This is a genomic window from Bradyrhizobium sp. (genome assembly GCF_052389815.1).
Classification (GTDB): domain Bacteria; phylum Pseudomonadota; class Alphaproteobacteria; order Rhizobiales; family Xanthobacteraceae; genus Bradyrhizobium.
This window is the reverse complement of sequence record NZ_JBQTHN010000148.1, coordinates 1-13213: the sequence shown is the minus strand read 5'-3', so window position 1 is coordinate 13213 and position 13213 is coordinate 1. Positions and strand designations below refer to the sequence as shown.

At 65.7% G+C, this 13213-nt stretch carries 11 protein-coding genes; 7 read left to right on the top strand and 4 right to left on the bottom strand.

The annotated features are described in order from the left end of the window. Positions 1–12 precede the first annotated feature (12 nt). From ACT4OC_RS22770 to ACT4OC_RS22760, 3 genes are all read right to left on the bottom strand, one after another. Complete coding sequence (locus ACT4OC_RS22770) at positions 13–1194, bottom strand: TAXI family TRAP transporter solute-binding subunit (RefSeq protein ID WP_444841288.1); 1182 nt, start codon at positions 1192–1194, stop codon at positions 13–15. 185 nt (positions 1195–1379) lie between these two features. Next, positions 1380–2354, bottom strand: coding sequence for a hypothetical protein (locus tag ACT4OC_RS22765; RefSeq protein ID WP_444841287.1), 975 nt, complete (start codon positions 2352–2354; stop codon positions 1380–1382). A 369-nt stretch (positions 2355–2723) separates the two neighbouring features. Continuing rightward, complete coding sequence (locus ACT4OC_RS22760) at positions 2724–3698, bottom strand: NADPH:quinone oxidoreductase family protein (protein ID WP_444841286.1); 975 nt, start codon at positions 3696–3698, stop codon at positions 2724–2726. A gap of 214 nt (positions 3699–3912) precedes the next feature. On the opposite strand from ACT4OC_RS22760, the gene ACT4OC_RS22755 reads away from it, so the two are divergent. The 7 genes from ACT4OC_RS22755 (at position 3913) to ACT4OC_RS22725 (ending at position 11889) form a co-directional block, all read left to right on the top strand. After that, positions 3913–4752, top strand: a complete 840-nt coding sequence (locus ACT4OC_RS22755; RefSeq protein WP_444841285.1) for an SDR family oxidoreductase — start codon at positions 3913–3915, stop codon at positions 4750–4752. 153 nt (positions 4753–4905) lie between these two features. Further along, positions 4906–5505, top strand: a complete 600-nt coding sequence (locus tag ACT4OC_RS22750) for an invasion associated locus B family protein (RefSeq protein WP_444841284.1) — start codon at positions 4906–4908, stop codon at positions 5503–5505. A 171-nt stretch (positions 5506–5676) separates the two neighbouring features. After that, positions 5677–6882, top strand: a complete 1206-nt coding sequence (gene rlmN / locus ACT4OC_RS22745) for a 23S rRNA (adenine(2503)-C(2))-methyltransferase RlmN (protein ID WP_444841283.1) — start codon at positions 5677–5679, stop codon at positions 6880–6882. Positions 6883–7040: 158 nt separating this feature from the next. Further along, positions 7041–7529 carry a hypothetical protein gene (locus tag ACT4OC_RS22740; RefSeq protein ID WP_444841282.1) on the top strand — a complete coding sequence of 163 codons (489 nt, stop codon included), beginning with the start codon at positions 7041–7043 and terminating at the stop codon, positions 7527–7529. Between the two features lie 167 nt (positions 7530–7696). Beyond that, positions 7697–8473 (top strand): phosphatase PAP2 family protein, encoded by a 777-nt coding sequence (locus ACT4OC_RS22735; protein WP_444841281.1) that lies wholly within the window; start codon positions 7697–7699, stop codon positions 8471–8473. A gap of 119 nt (positions 8474–8592) precedes the next feature. After that, positions 8593–9930, top strand: a complete 1338-nt coding sequence (argG, locus tag ACT4OC_RS22730) for an argininosuccinate synthase (protein ID WP_444841280.1) — start codon at positions 8593–8595, stop codon at positions 9928–9930. 204 nt (positions 9931–10134) lie between these two features. Beyond that, a complete protein-coding gene (locus ACT4OC_RS22725) occupies positions 10135–11889 on the top strand; it encodes an alkaline phosphatase (protein WP_444841279.1) in 1755 nt (584 codons plus the stop codon). A 99-nt stretch (positions 11890–11988) separates the two neighbouring features. On the opposite strand, the gene ACT4OC_RS22720 is transcribed toward ACT4OC_RS22725, so the two are convergent. Then, positions 11989–13213 (bottom strand): OmpA family protein (locus ACT4OC_RS22720; protein ID WP_444841278.1); only part of this gene is annotated, 1225 nt, incomplete at its 5' end.

The window sequence follows — 13213 nt, the reverse complement described above, 5'->3', positions numbered from 1 at the left end:
CTTGCTGCCGCCTTACTTCGCCGCCTGCGCCGGGCGGACCTGCGCCCGCGCATTGCGCTCGGCGTCCCACGCCTGGAACTGCTTGAACAGCGCCTCGCGATCGCCGTCGCTCTTGATCGTCGCGGCGGCTGCCGGCGCCTGCTTCAGGAATTCGTCGAAGCGGGTGCGGGTGACGGCTTCCACATTGTGCGACTTCAGCCACTGCTCGGCGTAGGGCAGGCGCTGCCAGTCGGCGAGCGGCGCGGACAGCGAGACTTCCTTCCATTTCGGATGGAAGGGCGGATTCTGGAACGCCGGGAACTTGGTGAAGAAGGCTTCGACGAACGTGGAGAGCTTGCGATAGCGCTCGGTGTTGGGCGCCCAGTTGTAGGCCGCCAGCACCGCCGGCACCGCGATGGTGTCCACCGTCTCGCCCTCGGCGATCAGGTTCGGGTAGTCCTTCGAGCTGAAGGTTGCGGGCAGGTAGTCCTTCTGCAGCGGCTTGTCGTAGTCGACCTTGGCGAGATGGAAGCGGCCGTCGTTCTTGAAGTTGCTGACCGATTTGTACGGCTTGCCGCCGCAGACGATCACGGCGTCGAGCTCGCCCTTGAGGAGCTTCTCCATCGCGATGCGCTGCTCGATGTAGAAGAACTGGGGCTTGACCCCGATCCGCTCGAACACGGTGTGCGCGGTCACGAAGGTGCCGCCGTTGGGCAGGTCGACGCTGACCCGCTTGCCGTTGAGGTCCTTCAGGCTCCTGATCGTCTTCGGCGCCAGCACCGTCATCTCTTCATTGTAGAGCTTCGTCACGTAGGTGAACTGCTTCTTGATGTCCTTGGCGAAGCCTCGCCGCTCCAGATAGTCGAGCGTGTCGGAGCGGACGATGCCGAGGTCGACGCCCTGCAGGAACAGGATGTCGGCGACGCTCTGGACCGAACCGCGCCCGACGATCGAAAGTACGCGCAACTTGTTTCCGTCGTCGAGCACGGAGGCCAGATCGGCGCCGAACTGCACATAGGTGCCGCCGATCGTTCCCGAGATCACGGTCACCGTGTTCGCGTTCAGCGCCTGCTTGGTGGCGGCCGAACCGAACTGAAAGATTGCCTTGAGGCTGTCGCTGACCTTGGCCGATTCCGTATCGGCTTCGTTGGCGCGTGCCGAAGGCCCGCATGTCATGGTCGCGGCAACGAGTGCCATCGCAAACAAACGTCGCATCAATAAAAGTCCCCTGCTGGTCGGGTTTGGTTTCGGGTGATTGCTGGTGCGAGACGGCGCGTCTTCCACCCGTCAGCCCGCGCCAGAATTTTGTGCGGATGGAATTCTTCCGCCCGCGTTTGCGCCTCTTAATCTTCGAGCATGATCCTCTCCGAAACCGGTGCCGACTTTTCGGGGATCAGGCTCTAGTTCTGGATCTGTGACAGCCGCCGGCGGGCATCGGCGGAGCCGAGCGTCGCGGCCTTCTGGTACCAATGCCGCGCCTTGGCGGCATCGGGCGTGACGCTGCGCATGTCCTGGTTGCCCAGCACCTGCGGATCGTAGGTGGTGCCCAGCATCAGCGCGGCTTCCGCTTCCTGCGCGTCGGCGGCACGTTCGAGCAGCAGCCGTGCAGAGGCGATATCGCCGACCGCGAGCAGGCTCTTGGCGCGCGTGAGCAGCCCTGCGAGCTCGTCCGGGTCGATGCGGCGTATTTGCGGCGCCGGCGCTGCTGGAAGCGGCGCGGCGGGCGCGAGCGCAGCCACCTGGCCCTTGATGGCCGATTGATAGGCGGCGGAGATGTCTTGCCGCGAGGGTGACGTGGCAAAGGCCGGATCCGCCGGCCTGGCGACGACCGCGGCTGCTGCAGCCGGTGCGGCGGGGGCCAATGCGGCCGGCGCGACGGTGGCTTCCGCCGGACGTCCGCGATAGACGGCCTGCGCTTCCGGCGCGGCGATCCGCGGTTCGGGTGCGGCGGTCTGCGCGATGCGCGGCGGCGCGGCTTCAGGCGGCGCACCGCCGCCGAACGAGGCCGGCGCGAGGCCGGCAAGCGAAGCCTTGGCATTGACGAACACCGAGCGCGTCGCGTCCATCGCGAAAAAACCGACGGTTGCGGCCACTGCGGTTGCGGCGATTGCGCCGGTCACGACGCGCGAGGTGCGCGGCTTGTCCCGCTTGCTGCCGAACGTGTATTCCGCCGCCTCGTCCTCGTAACGCGGCTGCTCGTATTGCTGATCGTAGTCCGAGAGGAAGAGCGGTACCCGATCCTGCGGCAGCGGTTCCAGTTGTCGCGATTCGGGACGCTCGTACTGATAGGTCGGATAAAGACCCGGGTCGTTGATGGCTTCGTCGAAGCGGTCAAACGGATCGCTCGTCCGGACCTGCTTGGTACTCTCCACCATGGTGATGCTTCCCCGCTACTGACACGCAACGACGGGAACGAGAGGGGCATCGATTTTGTTGTAGTGTTGCTGCCCCAAGCGCCCGCTACTGGGGTCATGAATCTCCTCGCGATTAGGTTGAAAAAACGACGCTCATCGGCGCGAATCGGGAAACATTTTGTTTTGATTGAGGCGTGTTCGCCCAATTCAATCACATAAAAATGCATTGTTGGCGCCGCGTTGATTCCGACTCGCGACGTTTAACGCCTGTGGAATCCGGGTGATCGCGATCGCGCGGCGTGCCGGCGATTAACCATCCACGTCGTTTCAATTCCGGCGAAATTTGTGCTGCCCCCGGTACACTACGGATGCACCGGGAACCCACGGATTTCAGGGATGCAGGATCACTTTGCCCATCGCCTTGCGCCCGGCGAGCACTTTCAGCGCGTCCGCCGTCTGCGCCAGCGGGAAGGTGCGGTCGACATGCGACGAAATTTTTCCTTCCGCCGTCCACTTCACCAGCTTCTCGAGATTGGCGCGGTTCTTCTGCGGATTGACGCGCGTCCATGCGCCCCAGAACACGCCGCGGATGTCGCAGCCCTTCAGCAGCGCGAGGTTGAGCGGCATCTTCGGAATGTCGCCGGCGGCAAAGCCGATCACCAGGAAACGGCCCTCCCAGGCGATCGAGCGCAGCGCAGCCTCGGCATAGCTGCCGCCGACGGGATCGAAGACGATGTCGACGCCCTTGCCGCCCGTCAGCTTGCGCAGGCCCTCCTTCAGATCCTCCTTCGAATAGTTCAGCGTCAGCTCGGCGCCATGGTGTTTTGCGAATTCGAGCTTCTCGTCGGAAGAGGCGCAGGCGATCACCTTCAGCCCCATCAGCTTGCCGAGCTCGCAGGCGGCGAGCCCCGTGCCGCCGGCCGCGCCGAGCACCGCGAGCGTCTCGCCGGGCTTCGGGCTGGCGCGGTCTTCCAGCGCATGCAGCGCGGTGCCGTAGATGATGATGATGCCGGCGGCGCGGTCGTAGTCGAGATTGTCGGGGATCTTCACGATGGAGGCCGCCGGCAGCGCGATCTTCTCGCGCGCGCCGTTATGGCCGCAGGAGGCGACCACGCGGTCGCCGACCTTGAGATCGGTCACGCCGGCGCCGACGCTCTCGATCACGCCTGCCACTTCCGCGGCCGGCGAAAACGGGAAGGGCGGCTTGATCTGGTACTTGCCCTGGATCATCAGGATGTCGAAAAAATTCAGCGCCGCCGCCTTGATCGCAATCACGGCTTCGCCCGGCCCCGCCACCGGATCGGGCACATCCGCCAGCACGAGATCGTCGGGTTGGCAGTATTGCGAGCAGAGAATGGCCTTCATGGATACCCCTGGGCTTGCTGGATTGATTGGTTGCCTGCTTCATGCCGGATTTGAAGCCGGGCTACAATCCGAATCGGCTGTTTTTGGCTGCTTGCAGGTCTAGCCTGCGTCATTGCGAGCGAAGCGAAGCAATCCATACTGCTGCAAGCGCAGGCGTGGATTGCTTCGTCGCTGGCGCTCCTCGCAATGACGGGGGCAAGAGGGGAGTGAAACAATGTTTGAAAAGAACCTGCTCAAGGGCAAGCGCATCCTCATCACCGGCGGCGGCTCGGGGCTTGGCGCGGCGATGGGGCGGCGCTTTGCCGAGCTCGGCGGCGAACTGATCATCTGCGGCCGCCGGCTGGAATTGCTGGAGCAGACGGCGTCCGCGATGCGCAGCGATTACGGCTCAACCGTCAGCGTCGAAAGATGCGACATCCGGGACGGCGGCGCGGTCGATGCGATGATGGATCGGGTGTTCGGCGCGGCGCCGCTCGACGTGCTGGTCAACAACGCCGCTGCGACCTTCATCGCGCAGAGCGAGCATCTGTCGTTCCGCGCCGCCGACGCGATCCTTGCTCCCACTCTGCACGGCGCGATGTATTGCACGCTCGCGGCCGGCAGGCGCTGGATCGAACGCGGGCACAAGGGCGTGGTGCTCTCCATCCTTTCGACCTCCACCATCACGGGCCGCGCCTTCACCGTGCCCTCGGCGATGGCGAAGTCCGCAGTGCTGGCGATGACCAAGAGCCTCGCCGTGGAGTGGGGGCCGAAGGGCATCCGCACGGTTGCGATCGCGCCAGGCGCCTTTCCGACGCCGGGAGCCACCGGCCAGCTTCGCCCGAAGGGCCGCGAGGAGAGCTGGGCGGACCGCAATCCGCTCGGCCGCCATGGCGACCACGCCGAACTGGCCAATCTCGCCAGCTTCCTGATTTCCGACCAGGCCGGCTTCATCAATGGCGAGATGGTGGTGCAGGACGGCGGTTCGCATTTGCGCAGTTCCGGCGCCGAAGACCTGCTGCAATGGACCGAGGCGCAATGGGAGAATCAGCGCGCCGCCCGCGCGAAAAACTGAGGCAGCGGTTTGGCACGATAGAGTGCGGAACGGCGTGTACAGCCGGGCTAACTGCCTTCCCAAACACGTCTTTCCCGGCTATCCATCTCGGCTTCGATGATGGCGGGGCGGGGCCATCTTCAGGTCACAATGATGGGGGAACGAGACCGGATCATGGTGCGGCACATCCTCACATCGCTGTTGGCGGTCACCTTCGCATGCGCAGGCGCCGGCCTCGCGCTGGCACAGGGCACGGCGCCACAAGCAGCGCCCAAGGCCGCCAAGAAGGAGGCGCCCAAACCGCCGCCTGCGGCCGCCGGCGGCGCCGAGCCGACCCTGCTCGGCCAATACGGCACCTGGGGCGCCTACGCCGCGACCCCGAACGGCAAACGGGTGTGCTTTGCCCTGGCAAAGCCCGCTTCCTCGAAGACCAATCCGCCGAATCGCCCGCGCGATCCCGCCTATGCCTTCGTCTCCACCCGGCCGGCCGAGAAGGTCACCAACGAAGTCTCGATCATGATCGGCTACCAGCTCAAGCCCGGCTCAGAATCCACGCTCGAAGTCGGCGGCGCCAGCTACGCCATGTACACCCAGGGCGACGGCATCTGGATCAAGAACGCCGCCGAGGAGGAGCGCATGGTCGACGCCATGCGCAAGGGCGCCGACGTCACCGTCAAGGGCATGTCGGCCAAGGGCACCGAGACCACGGACATCTTCTCGCTGAAGGGCCTGTCGCAGGCCCTCGACCGCATCGCGCAGGACTGCCGGCGGTAACGCCAAAAACGGCGTTGTTTGGAGCCCGTGGAAGGCCTATTTGAAGGCTATTGCTTCACCCGTCATTCCGGGGCGATGCGCAGCATCGAGCCCGGAATCTCGAGGTTCCGGGTTCGCGCTTCGCGCGCCCCGGAACGACAGCCCTCAGGTTCGCAGCTCGCAAGAAGACAGATGACCTCGACCGACACCATTACTGCGGCCACTGCGCCTTTGGAAAAGCAGCCGCTCGAAACCTACGTGCCGCCGGCAAAGCCGTCGCTGATCGGGCTATCGCGCGCCGAGATCGCCGAGCGCCTCGGCGAGATCGGCGTCGCGCCGGCGCAGCGCAAGATGCGAACCCAGCAGCTCTGGCACTGGATGTATTTTCGTGGCGCAAGTTCCTTTGCCGAGATGACCAACGTCTCGAAGGACATGCGCGCCGAGCTCGAGAAGCATTTCACCGTCGACCGCCCCGAAGTGGTGGCCGAGCAGATCTCCAGTGACGGCACCCGCAAATGGCTGCTGCGCCTGCCGAGCGGCGACAATGTCGAAAGGCCGCACGAGGTCGAGTGCGTCTACATCCCCGAGACCGACCGCGGCACGCTGTGCGTCTCCTCACAGGTCGGCTGCACGCTGAATTGCGCGTTCTGCCACACCGGCACGCAGCGGCTGGTGCGCAACCTTACCGCCGGCGAGATCGTCGGCCAGGTCATGGTCGCGCGGGATCGTCTGAATGATTGGGCCGATCGCGAGAACGGCAGCCGCCTCGTCACCAACATCGTCATGATGGGTATGGGCGAGCCGCTCTACAATTTCGACGCGGTGCGCGATGCGTTGCTGATCGTCGCCGACAACGAGGGCGTCGGCATCTCCCGCCGCCGCATCACGCTGTCGACCTCGGGCGTGGTGCCGAACATCGTGCGCGCCGGCGAGGAGATCGGCGTGATGCTGGCGATCTCGCTGCACGCCGTGCGCGACGAGCTGCGCAACGAACTCGTGCCGCTCAACCGCAAATATCCGATCGCGGAACTCTTGCAGGCCTGCCGCGATTATCCCGGCGCCTCCAATGCGCGCCGCATCACCTTCGAATATGTGATGCTGAAGGGCGTCAACGATTCCCTCGACGACGCCAAGCTTCTCGTCAAGATGCTCAAGGGCATTCCGGCCAAGATCAATCTCATCCCGTTCAACCCGTGGCCGGGCACGGCTTACGAATGCTCCGATTGGGATAGAATCGAAAAATTCTCCGAATACATCTTCAACGCCGGCTACTCCTCGCCGGTCCGCACCCCGCGCGGCCGCGACATCCTCGCCGCCTGCGGCCAGCTGAAGTCGGAGACGGAGAAGCTTTCGGTGCGCGAGCGCCAGGCCCTGCGCGCCATGGCGATGACGGATTGAACATGAGGCGATGCCGCACCTCCGCCGTCATTGCGAGCGAAGCGAAGCAATCCACCTCTCCGCGCGGGGATAGATGGATTGCTTCGTCGCGGAGCCTGTCATCGGGCGGCGCTTTGCGCCGACCCGTTGGCTCCTCGCAATGACGGGAGTCTGACGCCATGGCCCTGATCGGCCGCCTGTTAGTCATCCTCTTCGCCTTCCTCGCCTCATGCCTCGTGGCGGGGATGATCGTGGTCGGCGCGGTGCTGTTTCCGGAATTCACCGATTTCGGCATCGGTGAGGTCGATCCGGCGATCAACGTCATCATCGGCCTCGGCTTCATCTTCATTTCCGGCTTTGCGCTGTTGCCGGCGATGATCGTCGCCGTCATCACCGAGGCCTTCTCCATCCGCAGCGTGCTGGTATATGCCGTCGGTGGCGGGCTGGTCGGCGCAGCCTGCTATCTCGGCCTCATCCCCTTCGATCCCGAAACCATGCATTTCGACGGCATCGTCCGTCGCCATCTCGAGATCATGACCGGCGCCGGCATCGTCGCCGGCCTCGTCTACTGGATGATTGCCGGCCGCAACGCCGGCGCCTGGCGCATGCCGCCGCCGCGCCGTCCGCCGCCGCCCGTGCCGTCGAATTTGCGGCCGCCGTCGCTGTAGGGGCCATTTCCGTCATTGCGAGGAGCCAACGGGTCGGCGCAAAGCGCCGCCCGATGACAGGCTCCGCGACGAAGCAATCCAGCTTCGTTCGCGGCGCCATGGATTGCTTCGCTTCGCTCGCAATGACGGGGTTTTCATCCCCGCCTCCCTCGGCTAAACCGCGCGCCATGAACCGGACCGGACTCTTCATCGCGCTGGGGCTCTTCCTCGTCATCGGCCTGTTGTTCGGGCTCTATCCTGAGCTCGACCTGAAACTGGCGGCGGCCTTCTACGATGTCGCCACGAGAACCTTCCCGCTCAAGGTCAACGGCGTGGCGGCCTTTGCGCGCGATGCGGCGATGTGGATCGCCTGGGCTTTCGTGATCCCGTCCTTCGCGGCGCTGATCTGGAAGGCGTTCCGGCCGGACCGGCCGCTATTGGTGAAAGGCCGCAGCATCGTCTTCCTGGTGGCGACGCTGGCGCTGTCGGCGGGCGTGCTCACCAATCTCACCTTCAAGACCTATTGGGGCCGGCCGCGCCCGGTCGTGGTGGTGCAGTTCAGCGGCCCCCAGGAGTTCGTGCCGTGGTGGGATCCTCGCGGTACCTGCGCCCGCAACTGCTCCTTCTTTTCCGGCGAGGGCGCCACCGCCTTCTGGACCTATGCCCCGGCGTCGCTGGCGCCGCCGCCATGGCGGCCGCTGGCTTACACTGCGGCCACCGTGTTCGGCATCGTCACTTCGGGCCTGCGAATGGCCTTTGGCGGCCACTTCTTCACCGACGTGACGATTGCCGGCCTCGTCACCTTCCTGGTGATCTGGCTCGCCCATGCGCTTGTCTACCGCTGGCCGCGCACCCGCCTGTCCGACGAGCGGATCGACGCGGCGCTGACCAAGCTGTTCTGGCCGGGCTACCGCCTCCGCCAGCGCTGGATGGGGCGCGAAGCAGGTCCGGCCCAAACCGTCTGAGCGCTGCCGGAACGCCATTGAAGCCGTGCCCAAAAACGCGTGCTCAAACCGGCGAAATTTGTTATCCGCCCACTCCAGCCACCACCGATGATCAGCACCTTCGACCGATTGGACGTTTGATGACCACGATCCTGAAGAGCCTGCCCAAGGGCGAGAAAGTCGGCATCGCCTTTTCGGGCGGTCTCGACACCAGCGCCGCGCTGCTCTGGATGAAGAAAAAGGGCGCGCGCGTCTTTGCCTACACCGCCAATCTCGGCCAGCCGGACGAAGCCGACTACGACGAAATTCCGCGTAAAGCGCGTGAGTTCGGCGCCGAGAAGGCGCTCCTGGTGGATTGCCGCACCCAGCTGGTCCACGAGGGCATCGCCGCCATCCAGGCCGGCGCCTTCCATGTCTCGACCGGTGGGCTGTCCTACTTCAACACCACGCCGCTCGGCCGCGCAGTGACCGGCACCATGCTGGTCGCAGCGATGCAGGAGGACGGCGTCAACATCTGGGGCGACGGCTCCACCTACAAGGGCAACGACATCGAGCGCTTCTATCGCTACGGCCTGATGACCAATCCGGCCCTGCGCATCTACAAGCCCTGGCTCGACCAGCAGTTCATCGACGAGCTCGGCGGCCGCGCCGAGATGTCGGCGTTCATGACCGCCAACGGCTTTGCCTACAAGATGAGCGCGGAGAAGGCGTATTCGACCGACAGCAACCTGTTAGGAGCCACCCACGAGGCCAAGGACCTCGAGCAGCTCGATAGCGGCATCAAGATCGTCAATCCCATCATGGGCGTGCCGTTCTGGCGCGACGATTGCGCAGTGAAGGCCGAAAAGGTCGTCGTGCGCTTCGGGGAAGGCCAGCCCGTCGCGCTCAACGGAAAAACCTTCGCCGATCCCGTCGCGCTGTTGCTCGAGGCCAACGCGATCGGCGGCCGCCATGGCCTCGGCATGAGCGACCAGATCGAGAACCGCATCATCGAGGCCAAGAGCCGCGGCATCTACGAGGCGCCCGGCATGGCGCTGCTGCACATCGCCTATGAGCGCCTCGTCACCGGCATCCACAACGAGGACACCATCGAGCAATACCGCATCAGCGGCATGAAGCTCGGCCGCCTACTCTACCAGGGCCGCTGGTTCGATTCGCAGGCCCTGATGCTGCGCGAGACCGCGCAGCGCTGGGTCGCCCGCGCCGTCACCGGCGAGGTGACGCTGGAGCTGCGCCGCGGCAACGACTACTCGCTCCTCAACACCGAAAGCCCGAACCTGACCTATGCGCCGGAGCGCTTGAGCATGGAGAAGGTGGAAGATGCCGCCTTCACGCCGGCCGACCGCATCGGCCAGCTCACCATGCGCAACCTCGACATCGCCGACACCCGCGCCAAGCTGAAGCTCTACACCGACACAGGTCTGCTGTCGGCCGGCGAAGGCTCGTACATTCCGAAGCTGGATAGCGATAAGGGCTAACTGTCGTCCCGGCGAAAGCCGGGACCCATACGCCGCGGCGGACATTGTTGAACCGCGCTGGGCGACGGCTTTCTCTCCACAACATCCACTCGTGGTTATGGGTCCCGGCCTGCGCCGGGGCGACGACAGCGTGGTCGCGGCTCCGTTATGGACACGTCATCTGGAACGGCTAGCTTGCCTGGAATTTGTTGCGGAGCCTCCACCATGATCAAGCCAGTCACCATCGCCCTCGGTCTCCTGCTTTCGGCATCGGCGGCCGCTGCCCAGACGATCTACCCGATCGACCGCGCCGAGATCCTTTCCGGCGCGCAGTTCGACTTCAAGGTCGAATTCCCCGACAAGGTCGATCCGGCGAAGCTGAAGGTGACGGTCAACGGCCAGGACTATGCCGCCGCTTTCGGCCGGGCTGGAACTTTCGTCGAGCGCGAGGATGGCAAGGACCAGTCGGCGCTGCTGCTGCGCGACGTCGCGCTGTCAGCGCCCGGTCCCGTCGTGGTCGAAGCCAGTGACGGCACGCGCAGCCGCAAGGTGACATGGACCGTCTACGACACCGGCCCGCGCAAGGCGAAGAATGTCATCCTGTTCATTGGCGATGGCATGTCGCTATCGCATCGCGTCGCGGCGCGGCTGCTTTCCAAGGGCATCGCCGAAGGCAAGAGCCTCGGCAAGCTCGCGATGGATGAGATGCCGCATATGGCGCTGGTGGCGACCGCCGGCTCCGATTCCATCATCACCGATTCCGCGAACTCGGCCAGCGCCTACGCCACCGGTCACAAGAGCGCCGTCAATGCGATGGGCGTCTATGCCGACCGCACCAAGGACCCGCTCGACGATCCCAGGGTCGAAACCATCTCGAGCCTGGTCAAGCGCCGGCTCAACATGGCCGTCGGCATCGTCAGCAACACCGAAATCGAGGATGCAACGCCCGCGGCAATGGTCGCACACACCCGCCGCCGCGCCGAGTATGACCCCATCGTCGAGCAGTATTTCGCAGCCAAGCCTGACGTGCTCCTGGGCGGCGGCAGCGCGAACTTCCTGCCCAAGGCGGCATCCGGCAAGCGCAAGGACGACGTCGACTACATCGCCCGCTTCCGCGACGCCGGCTATCCCGTGACGATGACCGCGGGCGAGCTCAATGCCGTGGCGGCAAGGGCGGAGACGCGCCGGTTGCTCGGCCTGTTCGCGGCCGGGAACATGGATGGCGCGCTCGACCGCAAGTTCCTCAAGGGCGGCGGCGTGAACAAATTCCCCGAGCAGCCGGACCTGACCGAACAGGTTCAGGCCGCCTTGAACGTGCTGTCGCGAAACGACGCCGGCTTCTTCCTGATGGTGGAGTCCGGCATGATCGACAAATACGCCCATCTGCTCGATATGGAGCGTGCGGTCTACGACACCATCATGCTGGACAACGCCGTGCGCCTGGCCAAGGACTGGGCGAGCAAGCGCGGTGATGACACCCTGATCCTTGTGGTGGCGGATCACAGCCACCCCAACAGCCTCGTCGGCACCATCAATGACGACATGAGCGCGACGCCGAACGTGCCGTTCCGCGAGCGCGTCGGCGTTTACGCCAGGGCCGGCTTCCCCAACTATCCGGCGCCGGATGCCGAGGGCTATCCGTCCCGCGTCGACGTCAGCCGTCGGCTCGCCATCTTCTCGGCCAGCCTGCCCGACCACTACGAGACCTTCCGGCCCAAGCTCGACGGCCCCAACGAGCCGACGGTGAAGGGCGACGATTCCGCGACGTTCAAGGCCAATGAAAAGTACAAGGACGTTCCCGGCGCCGTGCTGCGGCCGGGCAACCTGCCGGCCATGGTCGGCGCCAGCGTGCATTCCGGCGAGGACGTCATCCTGACCGCGATCGGGCCCGGCAGCGAGCGGGTCAAGGGTTCGATGGACAACACCGAAGTCTTTCGCGTGATGGCGGAGGCGCTTGGCCTGGCCGCGGTGGGGCGGTAGCGTCGCCGGGCGCCCGATGCGCCGTCAGGAAGACGGCGGCGCGGAAAAAAAATGGCCGGGATCGCTCCCGGCCATTTTCCATTTGCTGCGTGCCTTGCGCTACCGGCCCCCGGGCCCGACGCCGGGCGGAGGCGGCGGCAGCGAGGCCTGGCCGCCATTGAGCAGCGGGGTAATGCGGCGGACGGTGACGCGCCGGTTGATCAGGCTCGGCCCGTCGATCTGCTCCTTCGGATACTGCTCGCCATAGCCCTGCGAGGTCAGGTTCTCCGCCGGCACGCCGAACTGTTGCGTCAGCAGCGTGGCGGCCGATTCGGCGCGGCGGTCCGACAGCGAGAGATTGTCGACGTCGGAGCCGACCTTGTCGGTGTGGCCTTCGATCAGGAACACCTCGCGCGGGTTGGCCTGGATCGCCCGGTTGAGGCCGTCGGCGATCGCCTGCAGCTTCGCGGCCTGGTCCGGCGGAATCTCCCATGAACCGCTGGCGAAGTTGATGGTGTTGACGTCGATACTCGGCATCCGCATGCGGACGTTGGGGCTGTAGCGGATCTCGTCGAGCGAGTAGCGCCGATCGATGCGCTCCACCGGCGGCGCCACCATCGTCTCATAGATCACCTCCGGCGGCGCCTCCTCCGCGCTGACGATGTAGCGATCGTAGGGAATGCGGACCACCGGCGGCGGCAGGTCGACATAGAAGCCGCCGATCGCACGCGGGTCGCGATAGCTGTTGTCGATGATGATGATCTCGCGGCCGCGGTCGTCGCGGCGGATGCGGCGGAGCAGCCGCCCGTCGGAGCCGACCACGGTGATGACCTGCGTGCCGTCGGGACGGATCACCACGGTGCGGGTTTCGCCGCCGATCGTCTCGGTGCGGATGTCGCGGGCTCCGTAGCGGAAGCGATAGAGATCGTTGCCGCGGACGTATTGCTGCCCGCCCGGGTCGCGGATGATGACGCGGTCCGGCTCGTAGTAGACCGTGCGGCCGCCTTCGACGACCTCCCGCCGCTGGTTGTGGATGTTGGCGATGGTCGCGCCGACGACAGCGCCGGCCACCACGCCTGCGCCGATGGCGAGCGGCGTCAAATTCTCCCGCCGCGGCTGCGGCGGTGGCGGCAGCGGCGCTGTGACCTGAGGCGCGGCCCGGAAGGCCGGTGCAACCGTCGGCGGCGCGTATTGCGCCTTGTCGGGCGGCGGCGCTGCGGCTGCCGTGCCGGGAACGACGCTTGGCGCGGGGGCGCCGGGCGGAGGCGCGGGCGGTCGTGCGGCACTGGGTGCGCCGGGCGGAGGTGCGCCCGCGGCCGGCGGCGGCGCGCCGGGGGCACCCGGA

What these genes read in the sequence shown, in the direction of transcription:
- ACT4OC_RS22770 (WP_444841288.1), bottom strand. Translation starts at nt 1,194, where the DNA reads ATGCGACGTTTGTTTGCGATGGCACTCGTTGCCGCGACCATGACATGC.
- ACT4OC_RS22765 (WP_444841287.1), bottom strand. Translation starts at nt 2,354, where the DNA reads ATGGTGGAGAGTACCAAGCAGGTCCGGACGAGCGATCCGTTTGACCGC.
- ACT4OC_RS22760 (WP_444841286.1), bottom strand. Translation starts at nt 3,698, where the DNA reads ATGAAGGCCATTCTCTGCTCGCAATACTGCCAACCCGACGATCTCGTG.
- ACT4OC_RS22755 (WP_444841285.1), top strand. Translation starts at nt 3,913, where the DNA reads ATGTTTGAAAAGAACCTGCTCAAGGGCAAGCGCATCCTCATCACCGGC.
- ACT4OC_RS22750 (WP_444841284.1), top strand. Translation starts at nt 4,906, where the DNA reads ATGGTGCGGCACATCCTCACATCGCTGTTGGCGGTCACCTTCGCATGC.
- rlmN (WP_444841283.1), top strand. Translation starts at nt 5,677, where the DNA reads ATGACCTCGACCGACACCATTACTGCGGCCACTGCGCCTTTGGAAAAG.
- ACT4OC_RS22740 (WP_444841282.1), top strand. Translation starts at nt 7,041, where the DNA reads ATGGCCCTGATCGGCCGCCTGTTAGTCATCCTCTTCGCCTTCCTCGCC.
- ACT4OC_RS22735 (WP_444841281.1), top strand. Translation starts at nt 7,697, where the DNA reads ATGAACCGGACCGGACTCTTCATCGCGCTGGGGCTCTTCCTCGTCATC.
- argG (WP_444841280.1), top strand. Translation starts at nt 8,593, where the DNA reads ATGACCACGATCCTGAAGAGCCTGCCCAAGGGCGAGAAAGTCGGCATC.
- ACT4OC_RS22725 (WP_444841279.1), top strand. Translation starts at nt 10,135, where the DNA reads ATGATCAAGCCAGTCACCATCGCCCTCGGTCTCCTGCTTTCGGCATCG.